General features: G+C 37.6%; 16 protein-coding genes and 2 pseudogenes. 4 read left to right on the forward strand and 14 right to left on the reverse strand.

All coding sequences use genetic code 11. The annotated features are described in order from the left end of the window. Positions 1 to 156 precede the first annotated feature (156 nt). The gene (locus tag BABA_RS13320; RefSeq protein ID WP_007085715.1) at positions 157 to 1881 is read right to left on the reverse strand and encodes a glycine betaine ABC transporter substrate-binding protein; all 1725 of its coding nucleotides are present in this window, start codon (positions 1879 to 1881) and stop codon (positions 157 to 159) included. Positions 1882 to 1883: 2 nt separating this feature from the next. Beyond that, positions 1884 to 3089, reverse strand: a complete 1206-nt coding sequence (locus BABA_RS13325) for a quaternary amine ABC transporter ATP-binding protein (RefSeq protein ID WP_007085716.1) — start codon at positions 3087 to 3089, stop codon at positions 1884 to 1886. A gap of 543 nt (positions 3090 to 3632) precedes the next feature. On the opposite strand from BABA_RS13325, the pseudogene BABA_RS26590 reads away from it, so the two are divergent. Both BABA_RS26590 and BABA_RS13330 read left to right on the forward strand, forming a co-directional pair. Further along, positions 3633 to 4004, forward strand: a pseudogene (locus tag BABA_RS26590) (DinB family protein); the annotation flags it as partial. A gap of 374 nt (positions 4005 to 4378) precedes the next feature. Further along, positions 4379 to 4687, forward strand: a complete 309-nt coding sequence (locus BABA_RS13330) for a hypothetical protein (RefSeq protein WP_007085718.1) — start codon at positions 4379 to 4381, stop codon at positions 4685 to 4687. A 241-nt stretch (positions 4688 to 4928) separates the two neighbouring features. On the opposite strand, the gene BABA_RS13335 is transcribed toward BABA_RS13330, so the two are convergent. From BABA_RS13335 to BABA_RS13370, 8 genes are all read right to left on the reverse strand, one after another. After that, positions 4929 to 6191, reverse strand: coding sequence for a mechanosensitive ion channel family protein (locus BABA_RS13335; protein ID WP_007085719.1), 1263 nt, complete (start codon positions 6189 to 6191; stop codon positions 4929 to 4931). 285 nt (positions 6192 to 6476) lie between these two features. After that, the gene (locus BABA_RS28355) at positions 6477 to 7646 is read right to left on the reverse strand and encodes an SEC-C metal-binding domain-containing protein (RefSeq protein ID WP_007085720.1); all 1170 of its coding nucleotides are present in this window, start codon (positions 7644 to 7646) and stop codon (positions 6477 to 6479) included. A gap of 123 nt (positions 7647 to 7769) precedes the next feature. Beyond that, entirely contained in the window at positions 7770 to 8333 is a 564-nt protein-coding gene (locus tag BABA_RS13345; protein ID WP_007085721.1) for a DUF2179 domain-containing protein, read from the reverse strand. An 84-nt stretch (positions 8334 to 8417) separates the two neighbouring features. Continuing rightward, the gene (locus BABA_RS13350) at positions 8418 to 9689 is read right to left on the reverse strand and encodes a hypothetical protein (protein ID WP_007085722.1); all 1272 of its coding nucleotides are present in this window, start codon (positions 9687 to 9689) and stop codon (positions 8418 to 8420) included. Between the two features lie 194 nt (positions 9690 to 9883). Then, positions 9884 to 10984 (reverse strand): flavin monoamine oxidase family protein, encoded by a 1101-nt coding sequence (locus BABA_RS13355; RefSeq protein ID WP_007085723.1) that lies wholly within the window; start codon positions 10982 to 10984, stop codon positions 9884 to 9886. A 136-nt stretch (positions 10985 to 11120) separates the two neighbouring features. Next, a complete protein-coding gene (locus BABA_RS13360; protein ID WP_007085724.1) occupies positions 11121 to 12509 on the reverse strand; it encodes an aminotransferase-like domain-containing protein in 1389 nt (462 codons plus the stop codon). A gap of 126 nt (positions 12510 to 12635) precedes the next feature. After that, positions 12636 to 12851, reverse strand: a complete 216-nt coding sequence (locus tag BABA_RS13365) for a DUF6366 family protein (RefSeq protein ID WP_007085725.1) — start codon at positions 12849 to 12851, stop codon at positions 12636 to 12638. A gap of 39 nt (positions 12852 to 12890) precedes the next feature. After that, positions 12891 to 13280, reverse strand: coding sequence for a YybH family protein (locus BABA_RS13370; RefSeq protein ID WP_007085726.1), 390 nt, complete (start codon positions 13278 to 13280; stop codon positions 12891 to 12893). A gap of 348 nt (positions 13281 to 13628) precedes the next feature. On the opposite strand from BABA_RS13370, the gene BABA_RS13375 reads away from it, so the two are divergent. Further along, a complete protein-coding gene (locus BABA_RS13375; protein WP_007085727.1) occupies positions 13629 to 14171 on the forward strand; it encodes an HD domain-containing protein in 543 nt (180 codons plus the stop codon). 169 nt (positions 14172 to 14340) lie between these two features. On the opposite strand, the gene BABA_RS13380 is transcribed toward BABA_RS13375, so the two are convergent. After that, positions 14341 to 15084, reverse strand: coding sequence for an SDR family NAD(P)-dependent oxidoreductase (locus BABA_RS13380; protein WP_007085728.1), 744 nt, complete (start codon positions 15082 to 15084; stop codon positions 14341 to 14343). A gap of 326 nt (positions 15085 to 15410) precedes the next feature. Here BABA_RS13380 and BABA_RS13385 point away from each other — a divergent pair, with 326 nt between their 5' ends. After that, positions 15411 to 15677, forward strand: coding sequence for a hypothetical protein (locus tag BABA_RS13385; RefSeq protein ID WP_007085729.1), 267 nt, complete (start codon positions 15411 to 15413; stop codon positions 15675 to 15677). Positions 15678 to 15999: 322 nt separating this feature from the next. Here the strand turns inward: BABA_RS13385 and BABA_RS28595 are convergent, their stop codons facing one another. The 3 genes and pseudogenes from BABA_RS28595 to BABA_RS13390 form a co-directional block, all read right to left on the reverse strand. Then, a complete protein-coding gene (locus tag BABA_RS28595) occupies positions 16000 to 16161 on the reverse strand; it encodes an AAA-type ATPase lid domain-containing protein (protein ID WP_476703716.1) in 162 nt (53 codons plus the stop codon). Next, positions 16158 to 16429, reverse strand: a pseudogene (locus BABA_RS28360) (sigma 54-interacting transcriptional regulator); the annotation flags it as partial. The pseudogene BABA_RS28360 and the gene BABA_RS28595, both read right to left, overlap by 4 nt. 445 nt (positions 16430 to 16874) lie before the next feature. Next, a complete protein-coding gene (locus tag BABA_RS13390; protein ID WP_007085730.1) occupies positions 16875 to 17771 on the reverse strand; it encodes a LysR family transcriptional regulator in 897 nt (298 codons plus the stop codon). Positions 17772 to 17812 lie beyond the last annotated feature (41 nt).

Genomic DNA, 17812 nt, shown 5'->3' on the forward strand with positions numbered 1-17812 from the left:
TTTTAGAAAAACCTCTGAACTCACGAAACTCATGGGAGCAGTCGGCCAAGACATTGTCGGTTATGAGTTGTTTATATTATTTTTAACATTCCCCTCAACCTCTGAGCTCCAGCACAAAGCTATTCCTGCCGAGCAAGAATGGCTTTGTGTCATACATTATTTTTTCAATTCCTCTATCGAATGAATCTTAACATAATCCGGAACAACTAACCCAAGTTTTGTCCCTTTTAGATTCGGGCCAAGGTCGACGATATCTTTCTTATACCTATTGTAATATTCGAGGTGGGTAGTAGGCAGCCAGGCAGCCACCATGGCGTCGGCACTTCCGTTTGCAATACCAGCAAACATCGGGCCAACTTCAACCTGACTCAGCGTTACATCGTAGCCATTTTGTTCAAGCACCTTCGCAATGACATTTGTGCTCGCTATTTCAGTATCCCAGGCTACATATACAAGTTTGATTTTTTCACCTTTCCCAGCTTGGGCACCGTTTGTCCACTTGGTTACTTTATCTGGGTTATCAGCAATCCATTTTTTAGCAGCATCAGCAGGATCCGCGCCTTTTTCAACCTCGCTCATCACATTTTCCATATCACTGGTTTCCCAAAAGAATTGGTCAAGGATTTTATAAGCTCCAGGGGCATCCCGATCAAGTCCCTTTCTAACAATTGAATTTATATTTTCAGCTTTGCCAAAGACACCTTTTGGATCTTCGAGATACTTCAGATCAAAGGAAGAAAACATCCAATGTGGAGACCATCCAGTGATAATGATAGGCTCCTGTTTATCAATGGCTTTCTTTAATACAGCAACCATTGCGGCTGATGAGCCTTCAACAAGCTGCCATTTTTCTAATCCGTAATCCTTTAACATTTGATGAGCCGACTTCATTATTCCAGCTCCAGGCTCAATCCCGATAATTTGATAATCCGTTTGGGCCCCGATTCCATTGGCATTTTCGTTTCCTGTAGTGCTTTTGGTAAACGATAATACGAGTGCCGTTCCTACTAATAGAACCGCTAAAATGGATAAAATAATTTTTCGGCTAACGATATTTTCATAGGCCGGTTTGAGAAAGTTTTGTGAGATCCGGTCAAGAATGATAGCAATGATGACGATAGATAACCCAGCTTCAAAGCCTTGTCCCACATTAATTTGACTAACCGCTCGATATACATCTGCTCCAAGTCCCGGAGCTCCAACTAATGAGGCTGTCACCACCATGGAGAGAGCAAGCATGATGCTTTGGTTTACGCCAGCCATAATCGTTGGTGTGGCTAATGGCAATTGAACTTTGAACAACTTTTGGCTAGGGGTAGAGCCGAAAGCATCTGAAGCTTCAATTAAATCATTTGGCACTTCTTTAATGCCGAGATTGGTCATCCGGATGGTCGGAGAAATCGCGAAAATAAAGGAAGCAATAATTCCTGGTACGACGCCAATGCCAAAAAATAAAATGGATGGAATTAAATAAACGAATGCCGGCATTGTTTGCATAAAGTCTAAAATAGGCGTAATGATACTATGGGCTGTTTTGCTTCGTGCGCACCAAATTCCCAATGGGATCCCGATGATAATTGTAAGCAAACCTGATAGAACAACGATGGCCAGTGTTTGAATACTTGAGTCCCAGTAGCCAAGATTATCGATTAACAGTAAGCTAATGAGCGTAAAAATTCCTAATGGCCACCTGCTCGTGTAGGAAACTAATAAGGCTAAGATGATAATTAATACGAATGGCGGACCCGCACTTAATACATCAGCACAAATATTTAAAAGACCTTCAACTGTACTAGTAATAAATGAAAATAATCCAGCAAATGTGACCGTTATCCAATTAACGAGTGTGTCGATCCACTGTCCTAAAGGGATTTTCGCCATGTTCAATCACTCTCCAAATCGTTCAAAGAATCTTTATTTCCCGCTAAAGCACCGATAATAGCTCCGCGAATCACGATTCCTTTTAATCTTTTCTCTTCATCAATGACCGCTACTGGCAATGTGCTGGTAGCCATATCATCCATAAATTCAGCAAGCACTGCACCCTCATTAACGGTTGGAAGGTCAGTTGCCATCACTTCGGAAATGGATTGGTTCTGATCAATTGCCTGACGCGCTTGTTCAGCCGTCAGCACACCCAAAAGCTTCTTCTTTCGGTCAACGACAAAGATGCTGGAATATCCTTGCTTCCTCATAATTTCCAGTGCTACCCGTGGGCCGCGGTCTGGACTGATTTTCTCCGGCCGTTTCATCACATGGGATGCTGTTAATACTTTCGATAGATCGACATCCTCCACGAACTTCTCAACAAATTCATTGGCCGGATTCATCATAATTTGTTCAGGTGTTCCTAATTGAATAACACTCCCGTCTTTCATTAATGCAATTCTGTCCCCGATTCGAAGTGCTTCATCTAAGTCATGGGTGATAAAAATAATCGTTTTCTTGTATAGCTCCTGAATTTCGATTAATTCATCCTGCATGTCTTTACGAATGAGCGGATCTAACGCGCTGAAAGCCTCGTCCATTAGTAAAACTTTCGTATCACTGGCAAGAGCCCGAGCAAGCCCAACCCTTTGTTGCATACCGCCGCTCAATTGGGATGGAAGCTGGTCTTCATAGCCTTTTAAACCAACGACTGCAAGGGCATTCAGCGCTTTTTCACGGCGCTCTTTTGGAGGAACATTCTTAATTTCGAGACCAAATTCCGTGTTTTCCAAAATGGATTTATGCGGAAATAATGCAAAATTTTGAAAGACCATGCTAATTTTCTTTTGTCTAACTTCTCTTAGTCTTGCGGCATTCATTTTGACGATATCTTCATGATCAATTAGAATTTCTCCGATAGTCGGATCGATTAGCCGATTAAACATGCGGATTAAGGTTGATTTTCCACTACCGGATAACCCCATAATGACAAAAATTTCACCGGGAAAAATTTCAAAATTGACTTTATTCACACCCACTGTCTGCCCCGTTGCTTTCAGTATTTCTTTTTTTGTTTTTCCTTGCTTTAATAATTCGATGGCAGTTTTAGGCGATTTGCCAAAAATCTTCGAGACATTTCTAACTTCTACAATTGGCTTCAATCTAAACACCTCATTCAATAGTTGCCGATATCGTATGTAGTTTTACCGAATATATATTGATATATGTTGACTTTTGTTTAGAAAAAAGGAAAAAAGGGTCAGACCCCCGGCGCGCTAATACGTTAGCACGTCGGGGGTCTGACCCACTAGTCTTGTATGATAGTAATTAAATTGAATTAATTTAAAAAATTTATATTTATTTTTCGCTATCAGTAGAAAAAACGAGAACATGGGATTAAAATGACCTTTTCCCCTTTTTTTTCCTTTTTAGTAATTTCCTAATTTCTGTTCATTTTTCCTCTTCTGTTTCCTAAGCTTTTCTTTCACCAAAGCCACAGTTCCAAACGATGGTTTTTCCCTCTCTAATGGAATAGGCACCTTCTGTCTTCCCTTTGATTTTTTCACTTTCCTATTTAGTTCTTTCAACATTTCTTTGCCTGGCAAAAATAAATAGGTTCGTAATATCCGAAAGAAAACCCAAGGTGTTTTCCTAGACTTGGTTTGAAGTTTTACAATTGGTGAAACCCCAAATGCGATGCGGGGGAACAGGCAAGCTGGAAACCAAATGGAGAGGCAACAAAAACTATTTGGGAGAACGTTAATCACCTCATTTATTACAAAGAGAGACTGACTGCAAACTTAGAAGGCAGAGAATGGGCAAATAATCTCGATGGTAATGAAACATTCGATCTCACCGATCAATCAAATGACGATGGTGAATGGAAAAAACTCATTGAACGCGCAGAGATCGCTCAACGAAATTTAAGACAAGTATTAAGTGCCATTTCCGATGAAATGCTTGACCAAAATTCACTTGAGAGAAAATTACTGGACATTATGCTTCATGATGCATATCATACAGGGCAAATTATTCAATTAAGAAAAATACAAGGATCTTGGCCATCAGTCCGTTAATATGAAAAACTTCATACTATGACAATAGGAGCTAGCTATGCAGGAGCTCTTTAATGCTTGAATGAACGATTCAATCTATTTAACAAACCGGTAAACTAGTTAAAAATGCATTTAAAAATAATGTGGCAGTTAGTCGGCGAATTTTTTTATTGATCTTCTTCAAAAATATTCTTACAATAAAGCACTGATTATTAATAATAACCACGAGAGTAAACACCATTACATTTGTCTAACATACACTAAAGCAAAATTGTAGTTCTGGGGTTGTTAATTATGGATTATCCAAAGTTTTGGAGTCAGAGTGGAAAAGACTTGAATGATGATAAGAAAAAAAAAAACTACAACTGGAAAAGGAGGTTGCATTCGCCCTTTGGGTGCAAGTGCTAGGACAAATTATCGAACTTAAAGGTTTATCAGAGCTGTTTCATTTAGAGGAAGATTCCAATAAAATAGGTGAACAACAAATACTAACCGGTGTTTGGACTAGGACAATTGGACAAATACTTGAGGCTATATCTGTTACAAAACAATTAGGCGAAACAGATTTAGTAAAACTTAACCAAGAACAAAAGATCGCCATCACAGGAGACTTGCTAGTGTCAATCGGTGCAGCGATTGAAGTAATCGGAGGAATTAATGTACTGGAAGAGGAAACAGTCACTCCTCCAATAATTGTTCCTTAATTAATGATGCATCTAACCGGTTTAGTTTTTACTTAGAACATGAGCTTGGACACCCGCACGGCTTGCTTGTATCTAATTACCTATATAAGCAGTGTATTCTCCATCTTCACCTTTCATCTCAAGTACCATAAACAAAAGTCCATTTGCCAATGGAAAATTGGGTCAGACCCCCGGTGCGCTAATGCGTTAGCACGTCGGGGGTCTGACCCTAAAACCTCACTATAGAATTGTACACTAGGGGTCACGCCCTAGATTTCATTACTTCCCCTCTTGATTCATCCACCATCGACTTCAAATCATGACCTGATGGATTCTGGAATAAGCGAAGCCCAAACTCTTGTGCTACGGCGAAAAGATGGTCAAAGATATCCGCTTGTACCGATTCGTATACTGCCCAACCTATATCATTTGAAAATGCATAGATTTCTAGTGGCAGCCCGTGTTCCGTTGGCGCTAACTGTCTAACCAATAAAGTCATTTCTTGATTGATTCCAGGATGATGTTGAATGTAGTTGTTGATATACGCCCGAAATACGCCGATATTGGTAAGAGCCCTTCCATTCACTGGATTGCTCCGATTAATATCGTTCTTCGTATTATACTCTTCAATTTCACGTTCCCGGTCATTCATATAGTCCGAGAGAAAGTCGATTGTATTAAATTTCCTAATCATCTCCTCGGTACAAAATGAAATACTAGTTGTATCGATAAATAATGACCGCTTGATCCGTCGTCCTCCAGAGGTTTGCATCCCTCTCCAATTTATAAAGGAATCGGATATCATCGCATAGCTTGGAACCATGGTAATCGTTTTATCCCAATTTTGTACCTTTACTGTATTTAAAGAAATATCAATAATATCTCCGTCTGCCCCGTATTTCGGCATTTCAATCCAGTCACCAACCCGAACCATATCATTGGAAGCCAATTGAATCCCAGCAACAAGTCCTAATAACGAATCTTTGAAAACCAACATGAGTACGGCGGAGAGAGCACCAATTCCACTTAGAAAAACAAGTGGACTCTTTCCAATCAGGTTCGCGATCACCAATATGACACCAAGTGTTATGACTATAATTTTAATTACCTGAATGTACCCTTTTATTGGCTTAATCCTAGATATTTCATACGTTTGATAAATATCATTTATCGCATTTAATAAGTTGTCCATCACCAATAATCCGACAATGATTATATAGGCAATTGCACTCTTTTCTATCAAATTCTGATAGTTTGGAAAGGTTGATGAGAACGAATAAATAATGATGGCAGGAACAAAATGAGATAACTTATGAAAGACCCTTCGTTCCAAAAGTATTTTATCCCACGTGAATTTGTTATTTTTCACAATATGTGTGATAACTCTGATTACTACTTTTCTTGTGATAAAATGCGCTACAACACAGATAATCGATATTAATAGAATCATAATTATAATAGAAAGATACCCAGCAATGGTGGGGTCTATTTCAAATTCTAAAAGCAGGTTACTTATGTAATTCATCTATTCTACTCCCTTGATGTTTTATTGATCTATTTCAATTATAACAGAGATTCTATAGGCCCTTTTATCTATCTTAATCATTACATTCAAAAAGCCCCTGGAAACGTTACATGGAAGGGGGTAAATGAAATATGATCCGGTATGAAGTGATATTCCTCTTATTATAAGGCCTTATCTGAACTTCGGAGCCCTCTTCCCTGCAAACTGCGATTATACAGAAAAAAGCATCTACAAATTTTTGAAGATGCTTTCATGTTAATAAAGTTTTTCATTCGGATGGGCTGGTTAAAATTCACTGCCACAGCATTTTTTATATTTTTTTCCGCTACCACAGGGGCATGGATCATTTCGGCCGACTTTATTTTCGTTTCGGATCGGGGCACTTGGAAGAGCATTCCCCTTTCTTGTTGAATTTCTAAAGTCGATCTCTCTTTCCATTGCTACTTGTCTCCACTCATCTAGTTCAGGATGATCTAAGCCTAAGATCGAATAGTAGCTATAAACCGGCTGTTCAATATCAACTAGGCCTGAAGAGTATTCCAGCTTCATATGTTCGTTAATTTCAGGAAGTGCCTCTTCCGACAGCTGATGACTAAGTGCTTCGGCTAGTATGTCTTGTTGGTCCAGTTCTTTCGCAGAATGATAGGCTTCTCTGAGAACCTTTACAGCAAGGTCTGATTTAATGTTTTCAACGATAGAAGCAGCATAAATAATGGATTTGTCTTTCCTTAGATAAGGTGCTACATCCTTCACAGCCTCATCCGATTGAAAACGAATTAACGCTTCGGAAGCTTCTTCTAACAAGGTGTCATCATCACGAACCAATAAGTCGGCTAGGATAGGAATATATTTTTCCAACTTTAATAATCCAATCATATAAACGGTCAAGATTCCATTAAATGAAAACCATTGTTCCTTTACTTCCTCTTGTAGCACCAGTTGTATTTCTTCTTCCGAAACCCAGCCCTTCTTCACCAAACAGGCTGCGAGTTTTTTTGCTTTTATGTAAAGGTCATGTTGGAAAGAATCCAAACAATCAAGGTCATTCAAGATTTGTCCATATTCCATGTAAACTTCTTCTTCCGTACCATGTAACAGTAAATCATATAATGACCATGTATCTTGGGGAACATACTTTTGAAGCTGTTCCTTATATTTAAATGCTGTTTCTGGTTCAATCCGTTGGACCAAATCTATCGCTAAATGGCGCTTGGATGGATCCATTAAAGGGATATTTTCAATTAGAATCCTGACACCTTCTTCAGCGATCGGTTGATTTTCTACATAGATCAAGATCGAGGATTGTTTGTCTTTTTTTCTAAAAGCTTCTTTCAGTAACTCATTGATCCATTCTTCCGGGACATTCGGATAATCATGCAGCGCATGCAAGACTGTTTCTTGGATTAAAATATCACCGCTAATCAAGTGCGGTTTAATTTTTTCTAAAAAGGTCATGATCTTTTCCTCGCATTCTCCTTATTTCATCACAATCATTGTACAATAATGTTGAAAACTTAGAAAAGAGATAGGTCTTTCTATTAAAAAAAACAGGCAATAAGCACCCGGTCATTATCGTTATTACCTTCCCATGTGTGTTGGAGCATTTTTCAGGGAACTGTTTTTCATATTCTTTTTCATAGCCTTCACGAGGAAACCGCCTTTAAATCTTCGTGGTTCATAGGAAACGATGAAAGCTTTAGGGTCATATTGTTCAATAAAATTCATCACTTCAATTTCAACATTCCGCTTTGTCAATATTTCTAATTGGTACCTTTTGCTATCACGGCCGTTCCCTTCAAAGATGGTCACTCCTAGTCCTTTATTTCTTAACGCTTCAATTAATTCTTCATTTCTGTCCATTAAATTAACATATAATGTTGTGTATCCAATTGCTAATTTATTTTCAATGTGTGTTCCAAGGTAAAGCCCCACACCGAAGCCAACTGCATAAACAAGCTTTTCAGTGATGCTTTGATTACCGGAAAATACGATGGATAAGCTGAAGATCGAGATTAATGTTTCTACTATACCGAGCAATGAAGCTGCTTTTCTCATGTTTTTTACTAAAAAGATGGTCCGTAGTGTCATAATGGGAACATATACCAGTTGGAGTATAAAAATCACAAGAAGATTTACTAACATAATGGACTCCTTTTTCTATGAAAATTAATCATCCCTGTGAAGCGCCCTTTGTGCTATCGCAGGGATGAATGGTTAAACGTTCAATCAGGCACCCGTTTCAATCTTTAGCAATTGCTGCGGTACTTCACTACTGAAGGCATTGCATATATTTTCCCAGGCCTGCTGCGTTTCTATAAAATTGTTATAATGCTTTTTCACATTGTGATGATAGTTTTCTAGTTCGGCAGCGATCTTCATGAAATCGTTTCTGCCAAAATACTCACAGATTTTTGGCAGAGTTGCGGCCAGCTGTTCACGCATCTCCTGAATTCTTTCCTCATATTTCTTCCGATCCGTGATATATAACCAAAGCGGTTTATAGCGGATCCAGCCGATACACGCCTTGTAAAAACGCTGGATCACCTCTTCACAGTCCGCTTTAATGTTGTCTAATTTCGTCGGCAGCACTCCATCCAGCAAGTTCTTGTACATGGAGAAACCGTCGTGGAAGGTATAGCTTGGCACACGCAGCACTTTCCGATCATGAAGGCAGGTTGCTAAAAAGGTATCTTCCCCACGGGCGTTCGGGGGATTGTAAAAAGCATTGACACGATTAGGATCTGTTAAATTAATACAAAGATTAGAGCCAGAGATAAATTTAGAATGGTTGACTTCTTCCACCTCTTCTACCTCTCTATTAACGAGCACCCTCGTATCTGCATATGTAACACCACCGTTTGCCATTACCGATTTAATCGTATCCCAGTTGACAATATCATTACTGATGGCTTGAATGAAGGTCTGAAAATCGGATTCCTGTAAGATATCATTGTATTCAAGATATGGAATAGGAGAAATGTACCCACAGTGGTGGCCATTCGTCATATCGGCGTGCTGAATATATGTAAGATGGGTGCGCAGACCCTGCTGACCGCCCCATACAGCTGTTTCGCTATTGGTAACAGCTAAAGGATATTCATCGTCATCGAGAAACATCAGATAATCTATGCCTTCCTTTAAAGCCATATATTGAATAATATTGCGTTTACCTGCATATCCTCTACCGAAAACAAGCTTTGCTTGTCTTTCATTTATAATCCCCTGCTCGATTAACCCGCTGATTTCTGCCTGCATTTTTTCATTTCCGATAAGGCAGATCCCATCAACTAGTTCTAGTAATTCAGAATTGATATTTGTATAGTCTGAAGGCTTTGTATTGTGGTAGTTTAAATCGTAGGCAACAAACAGGTTTAAACTTACCTTATCGCTGGAGGTTAATTCAGATTCCCTCCAATTATAAATATAGGTTTTTAAAACCTGTTTGAATTGTTTGCGGCCAGTTGCAAAGCCAATACCTACTTTCATTTCCTTTTTCACTAATAATCCCCTCTTCCATTTTACATAACTTCGTCCCATCGACACTCGCCTATTTGAGCATTCCTTGGGTAATGTCAAGCTTCTTTAATTTCTAAGTACCCTATTACTAGCAGGTCAAAACATGTAACAAATTTTCGTTAAATTAGTAGAATCAAAAAAAAGTTCAGCTCCTTTATTGAGCTGAACCATAACAATCAAATATTTAAATTAATGATTTTAAAAACTGCCTGTTCAGCTGACTGGAGTGCACCTTCAAGATGTCCACTATATTGTGAATTCGTCTCTGTTCCAGCAAAAATAAGTTTCTTTTCCCATACACCTTCTACTGGCGGCTGACCATAACTCTGGTAATTTTTAAGAGGACTTAAGTCTTCCTTAACAGTGGTTTCAGTATCGCTGGACCAATCTTTATAAAGAATAGCCTTTGCGTTTTTAGCTTCACTTCCAAAGAGCTTAACTAACTGGTCAGCAACCAAGTTTAAAATTTTATCTTGACCCATTTTTTCACGCGCTTCTGCAGGCATTCCGAAGAAACCAAATAATGCACCAGGGCCATTAATAGGCGAGGCATCATATATTTCTTCTAAGGGACCAACGGCACTTAATACATATCCAGAAAGTCCTACTTCTCTCCAGAAGGGACGATCATAGACTGCAACTACCTTGGCCTGTCCCGCCATCCACGTAGGTTTTTTTACAATTTCCGTCATAAGATTTGGAGGGAGGGAAGGCGAAAATTCAATGTGATGCGCCACAAGACGAGGTGGCAATGCAAGAATAACAGCCTCTGCAGGAATTTTTTCTATCTTTCCATCAGAATGCTCTGCTTCAACCGTGATATCACCAGCTTCATTCAGCTGAATTTTCTTCACTCGTGTTTCTAGCTCCACTATTTCGGAAGGAATCGTCTCCACAAGAGCATCGATAAGGGACTGCACACCTCCAGTCAATCGAACCCATTTTTCGTCAGAATTTTCTTTCAGCACACAGCGCTCTGGTGGCTTGATTTGGAATCGTTCTATAAGTATTTCGCCTTCCTTATATTGTTCGAAAGTTTCTAAATTTAGTTCTTTCACAAGATTAGCCATATGGCTCTCATACTGTGGCCAAAACCACGTTGGGCCTAGGTCAAATCTACCTAGATCAGGTCTGTTGGGAACGGACGTACTCAAAACCCTACCACCAATCCTATCTCGTGCCTCTAGGACCCTACATTTAATGCCTTGTTCAGTAAGTAATGATGCAGCACGTAGGCCACTTAACCCCGCACCGATAATGATTACTGGATTGTTCATATTTTTTTCCTCCTTCTAACTGTGTTTATGTTGTATAAAGTTATTTGAAAGGGTTATTCCTTTCCTTCTACTAGTTTGAATCATCATAACACTCACAAAAAAACCATACAATATTAAAATTGTATGGCAAACAATATTAAGAAAACTCGTTTAGTAGACCTTTAAGGATTATTAATCCTTGCTCAAGCTCTTCAAGCGTTTTCGGTGCACAGACAGATATCCTTACAGCTCTTTCTGGAGAACTATTTCCAACTACAAAACGCTCGGCAGCATATACTTGTACTCCCTGCTTTGCAGCTAACGTTTCAAATTCAGCACCTGTAATCTTGCCTGGTAACAGCAACCAACGAAAGATGCCTGTTTCCACACCTAGACACGTATAGTCTGCCAAATATCGGTTTACGACTTGGTTTCTGCGAATGGTTTGTTCCCGATGACTCTCAATTAAGATTTCAAATTGATTCGATACAATCGTACGTGCTGTCAGTTCTGCTAAGAGCGGGGAAACTGTTATATTTAAATTATAAAGTGCCTTTGAAATTGGTTCCTTGAATTGACTCGGCACTGCTACATAAGCTAGTCGTAACCCTGGGGCTAATGATTTAGATAAACTTGCGATATAGATAACCTGTTCAGGTGCAAATGATGCGACTGCTGGAAGAGGTTTCTTGCCCAGAAGATGGTACGATGCATCCTCAATAATGAACTGATTATACTTTTTGGCAATTGCTGCAATCTTTTTTCGATTCTCAACAGACATAAAGGAAGCTGTCGGGTTATGATAATCTGGGATCAAGTAAACGCCTTTAAGATTATCATTTTTACAAGCATCTTCAAAGGACGTTGGACTCATTTCATCGTTCTCTGATTTTATCGGTACTATTTGTACACTAAGCATCGCCGCAACCGTTTTTAAGCCAGGGTACGTATGATGGTCAACACCAATACGATCTCCAGGGTTACAAAGACTTGCCAGTATAGCAGCAATCGCATTTTGACCCCCATTGGCAAATAAAATGTGATCAACTGTGGTTTCAAACCCACCTCTTCGGATTAGCTTTATAGCAGCATCCTTTTGCCAAAGGCTTTCACCTGCACGACCATAACCAAACCACTTAGCATAATCTGTCTCTTGTAACATACTTTTTAGTTGGATTAGCAGTGACTCGTAAGAAGCATTATCTGGTAGTGTTGCTCCCATTTCAATTAAATGCTTCGGCTTTGTATCTTCTAGTAAATACGCATTGGATAACGCATCATACGATACAAATGTGCCACTTCCCACCGATGCACTTAACAATCCCTTTAACTCGCAGACTTTAAAAGCCTTTGAAATGGTACTTAGATTTAAATTCAAATAATCAGCCAGTTCTCGCTGTGGAGGAAGTTTTGTTCCAGGTAATAAAACTCCTTTTACTATATCCTGTTCCAATTGCACTGCGATAGCTTGATAAATAGGCTTTTCCGTTTTATCAATCGATGGCTTCCAGCTCATCGGGTAGTTTTCAAAAGAATTAATCGGCATCATCTGCATCCTTTTTCAGATAATTATAGGATTGTGCTTTTTTAAACACAATTGAACTCCTGCTCCTATTTTGTAACAAGAAAAAAACCGCTGGATCCACAGACGGATCTTTAAGTAATGCACGAGTTAGCTAAAGAAGAAAGAATATATTATTACTCCTACTATTACTACAAAAATAAGTATTCCCGTACCTTTCCATCCCAAACTACCTACCAAATCAACAAGACTGCCATTGTTTGCTTTGTTGAAAGCATCGTTCAGATTGCCCGTTGGATTGCCTTTCAATTCTTGTTGTCTTAGTCTCTCTCTTTTTTGTTCAGGAGTTTCTTTGTTTTCTTGCATTTAAACACCCCTTAAAAAAGATTCACAAACTACTATTGACTATTTGAAAATTAATTCCGTACCATACGAGTTGTCTATTGCACAAAGCCAATTACCTTGTGGACTTTTCTTAAACACGTATGTTGCTCGTCTATCCATAGAATATTCACTATCATTTTTATTAGCTTCGAGCAAGGTTTGGGAGATAACTAAGGCAGTGTCGCCAGCTTCTAATATAATCATTTCCCCTTGTGTTGGGGTAAGGCTGTTATTGAAATATTTTGCAATTTTAATAAATGCAGATTTAATTTCCTCTTTGCCTCGTGCAATCATTCCTGGCTTTATAACCAAGATTGCATCATCCGTATAATAATTCATTAGCCTATCAAAATCTTCCTGTTTTATTGCGATATCACATTTTTTAATAACTTCCTGTAATTCCTGATCCATAATATCCCTCCTCAGTTAGTTCATATATATTCTCCATTTATTCCTGTTATCCTTTTTCAAAAAAAAGGTCAGACCCCCATCGCGCTAAAGCGTTGGCACGTTGGAGTCTGACCCTTGAGCATTTATTTTTTGTTTTTGCCAACAAACATATTGATTACATATCTTATCAAAAGAAAAGCAACAATTAACAAAATAATACCTACAAAATTAACTGTGAGCCTATTCCCTTTTCACTCCAAGGAACAATCGATTCCCCTCCCGTTTAAGCCTAAATATCATCCATATCTTTGTTACTATCTCTAAACTGTTTTATAATACAATATAATACTTTACATAAGGGTGTTTAACATGAGACATGTAACATTAATTCAAATTTTCAATCATCATATTGCGAAAAAATATCTGAATCGCTCTGGAGTGGCTCATGCCATCGCTTGTGCGTACCACGCTTTCAAATTAGCGAAAGAGCGCAACGTATCGGTTGACTTGGCAACCAAAGCCGCACTGCTGCACGATATGGGCCATTATACGTGGTATCAAAATGGCAAATGGGATTATGATCTATATAAAAAGAATGATATACATGCAATCAAAGGCGCAGAAAGAGCTCATAAATTGTTGATCCGATTAGGAGAAAATCCAATTATTGCAAAAGAAATTGCGATAGCCATTTTATTTCATACTGATTCTTATATGCCAGAAGGTTTTATCAAAAGGACACCGTTACAAAAAATTGTAAAATTAGCAGATGAGTTAGACGAGGAACAAGGTGGTATGCATCATTATCGAACAATAGAGAAAGACAAAGCTATAAAAATGATTGAACGATTAGATCAAATGGTGGAAGAAGAATTGAGAGAAACGAAAAGCTGTCAGGAAAAACCTTTATAGTACAGGATGACCCTAGACGTGTTTGGTAAATATTGTGTATTTCTCGAAGAAATAGGGTCAGACCCCCAGTGCGCTAAAGCGTTAGCACGTCTGGGAGTCTGACCCTCATTATCATAAGAAATACACCATCTACAATGATATGGGCTGGAGCCTATTGTAAAACGTTTTATTATAAATCAGAAATCATACCGCCATCCACAACGAATTGTGCTCCAGTTGAATAACTAGAATCGTCAGAAGCAAGATAAATAACTAAATTAGATACTTCATAAACCTCTGCTCTTCTTCTTAATGGGATGTCCTGTTCCAGTTGTTTCAAATAATCTGCAACATCTCCTTGTTCAGCCATTGGAGTTTTAATAATTCCTGGGTGAACGGAGTTTACACGAATATTATATTGACCAAGTTCAGTAGCAGCACCTTTTGTCATACCAGTAACAGCATGTTTTGATGCACTGTAAGCAATGGCAGTTGGTGCACTAACTAATCCATCAACAGAAGAAATATTAACGATAGATCCAACTCCAGCCTTTTTCATAGAAGGGACGACTGTCTTCATGCCTAAAAATACACCTAATTCATCTACTTCAAATGTTAATCGGAAGTCTTTTTCTGTTAGTTCCTCAAGAGGTTTAAAAATCCCAACTCCAGCATTATTTACTAAAACAGTAACAGGCCCAAACTTTTCTTCCGTTTTTTCGACTACTTCTTTCCAATTATCCGCATTTGAAACATCCAGTTTTAATGCGATAGCATTCTCACCAATTTCATTTGCTAATGCCTGCGCTGCTTCAACATTGATATCCGTAATGGCTACTTTTGCCCCTTCTTCAACGAATTTACGAGCATGCATAGCTCCCATTCCTTGTGCTGACCCAGTAATAATAGCTACTTTATTATCTAATTTTCCCATTTTTAACATTCTCCCATCGTTTTTGAATCAAAAGTAGTTTAAGTATAAGTAATTAATATTATGCATTAAATTACTTTTAATTCGAGAATTTTTAATTACAAATATATATTATTCCTATTTAAATATAGTGTCAAAAAATCTGTTTTAAGTGCCCTGCCCCTCCAAAAAAAGAGTCAGACCCCCAGTGCGCTAAAAGCGCTAGCACTTGGGGGGTCTGACCCTCATTATCTGGATGGTTTTGTGAATTTTACTTTGAATATTATGTTAGTATTGATATAGAGATAGTGGGTTAACGCCGCAGAATAGTTAGAGGGAGGAAATTGGTTTTGAATGAAAATAAAAAAGCATTGTACTTCAGTATAATTTTGGGTACAATCGGAAACATTCTCATTGCCATAGCTACAATGAAGTATCTGGTTAAAGAAAATGATATTCTAGGATATGGTATTATACTTTTTGGTTTAGTATTAACGAACTTATATATAAGTGACTTAGAAAAAAAAGCAGGAATAAGAAAAAAATTGACTTTGATTAGAGTATTTTTTGTTACTTTAAGTTTATTTATTTCTGCTTTATATTTCTTTTATTACTGAAAAAAAGGTCAGCCCCCCAGTGTGCTAAAACGTTAGCACGATGGGGGGCTGACCCTTGGGCACATTTTGCCTGGCTATGAATCTTTTAGAGTCACTAATTGGTCTCTAACTTACTTTAACCATTTTAAAAATCAATCTACCTTTATATTTGCAATTCTAGTGCCAAGTGATTGAGCCGCTAACTTTTTATTATTTCCAAATTTTTCTATATTTGTGAGAATAAGTTCTTTTTCTTTATTTTTTATACTTTGTTTATTTGTTGTTTCTTTCGAAAACTGTCTTCTTTTTATTTTTTCTGAAAGAAATTTTGCCCCCTAAAGTCTTAAACTATTACTCTCTTCAAGAACCACCCTGCGTTCAATTGTATCCTTAATTCACGAATATTCCCAGGCCAGTCGTACTTCTGAAAAAAGCAAATTAATTCTTTTTCAACGGTTATAATTTTATTTTTTCTTTTATTATTAAACTCATCTAGAAAAGATATGTGCCTTTCTCATATCCAAACATTTCACTTTCGAGAAGATTTTCTGGTAAAACGGCGCAGTTTACAGATACAAAGGGGCCAAATGATCGATGACTTGCCGAGTGAATCCCTTGAGCAAATAATTCTACTTAGCTTCAAAGCCATTGTGATGAAGTTTTTTACGAAGTTGCAATTCTACCTTTTGAAAATCTGTAATTTCTTTAAAATTTGATACTGCCCCGACAATTTTTCCTTTGACGATAACTGGAGATCTATTAATAACATGTTGCCCGTATTAGAAGCTGGGAAAATTGAACGAGGCGGTATTGTTACTGTAGGAGGGCGTCAAATTTAAAAATAATTGAAATAAGTAATGTTGCAGAAATTAGTATGTTAAACCACAAAGGCTCTTTTTAGGAATTGTTTAACCATAAATTTTATCCACTACATAACGGTATAACCCCCTTCTCTAATGTTTACTGGGTCTGCCTTTTTTGATCTTAAAGAATGAAAGAAACACTCACTTTAAAAGAATTGGTACATGTTTAATTAGAAATGAAAGTGTATAAATCATTTTTACTTTCACATCGCTTATAATATAAAAATAAAATAGTAGTTTTTTTCAAGGCATCAGTTTGGAAACTGATACACTCTCTTGTTTATTCAATTTGCAGCCATTGCTCATCGTAATCAGAAGCGGACAAGTTATCATGGAGATAAAAACTTATTATCAATTATTGGGAAGCAGACATAAACCTAATAAAGTTTTGCATCTGTTTCGTTAAAATTTGATCTTTCCTGTATATCAAGAGGGAATATCGTTTGATGGGTACATAATCATTTATATCTGCTTTTACCAACAATCCCTGTTTTAACTCATCCTGTACGGAAATTTCCGGCAAAATAGCTACACCAGTTCCTAACTTTGCCATCTGTTTAACTGCATATATATCGTTTAGTTCCATAATAATTTTGGGTGAAACCCCAAACCTATTATACAACCCTTGAATTTGTGGCCAAAAGTTTGTGTTTTTTCCATAAGCAATCAGTGGCTCCTTAATCAGGTCCTCAATAGCAATAGAATTCATCCGATTAATCTTGTTGTTTGGTGAAAATACGAAGACAAAGTTGTCAATGCCTATACATTTCGCATTGAACTTCGGATCCGAAACAATATCTGTAGAATTTCTAATTATACCAATTTGAATTTCTTTAGAATTTAACATATGGATAATTTTAGGACTGATTTCGGCAAAAAGAACTATTTCGACTAGAGGGAATTTCCTGTTAAATTTTTCAAGTAACTTTGGAATATTGTAATAACAAAGTGTAGGAGAAATTCCAATTGATATTGAACCAGATAAACCTTTATTATAGTTTTTTATCGTTTTTTTTGATTCGTTTGCCAATGCAACAATTTGAGAGGAATATTGTAAAAAAATATGTCCAACTTCAGTTAGTTCTCCTGTTGATTTTTTATTACCCTTAAACAGTCTTATCCCCATCTCTTTTTCTATTAAATTTATGTATGAACTTACAGTGGATTGTGAAATAAAAAGTGCCTCAGCGGTCTTTGAGAAGCTTTTAAGTTCACAAAGTTTATTAAATACCTCATAATGTCTTAAATCCATTTAACGCCTCTCCATTATTATAATTTGCGATAATTATATGC

Source organism: Neobacillus bataviensis LMG 21833, from assembly GCF_000307875.1.
GTDB classification, from domain to species: Bacteria; Bacillota; Bacilli; order Bacillales; family Cytobacillaceae; genus Neobacillus; species Neobacillus bataviensis.

Coding starts and splice junctions, on each gene's coding strand:
- BABA_RS13355 (WP_007085723.1), bottom strand. CDS start 10,984: ATGAACAATCCAGTAATCATTATCGGTGCGGGGTTAAGTGGCCTACGT.
- BABA_RS13335 (WP_007085719.1), bottom strand. CDS start 6,191: ATGAATTACATAAGTAACCTGCTTTTAGAATTTGAAATAGACCCCACC.
- BABA_RS13390 (WP_007085730.1), bottom strand. CDS start 17,771: ATGGATTTAAGACATTATGAGGTATTTAATAAACTTTGTGAACTTAAA.
- BABA_RS13320 (WP_007085715.1), bottom strand. CDS start 1,881: ATGGCGAAAATCCCTTTAGGACAGTGGATCGACACACTCGTTAATTGG.
- BABA_RS28355 (WP_007085720.1), bottom strand. CDS start 7,646: ATGACCTTTTTAGAAAAAATTAAACCGCACTTGATTAGCGGTGATATT.
- BABA_RS13380 (WP_007085728.1), bottom strand. CDS start 15,084: ATGGGAAAATTAGATAATAAAGTAGCTATTATTACTGGGTCAGCACAA.
- BABA_RS13345 (WP_007085721.1), bottom strand. CDS start 8,333: ATGTTAGTAAATCTTCTTGTGATTTTTATACTCCAACTGGTATATGTT.
- BABA_RS13365 (WP_007085725.1), bottom strand. CDS start 12,851: ATGCAAGAAAACAAAGAAACTCCTGAACAAAAAAGAGAGAGACTAAGA.
- BABA_RS13370 (WP_007085726.1), bottom strand. CDS start 13,280: ATGGATCAGGAATTACAGGAAGTTATTAAAAAATGTGATATCGCAATA.
- BABA_RS13375 (WP_007085727.1), top strand. CDS start 13,629: ATGAGACATGTAACATTAATTCAAATTTTCAATCATCATATTGCGAAA.
- BABA_RS13360 (WP_007085724.1), bottom strand. CDS start 12,509: ATGCCGATTAATTCTTTTGAAAACTACCCGATGAGCTGGAAGCCATCG.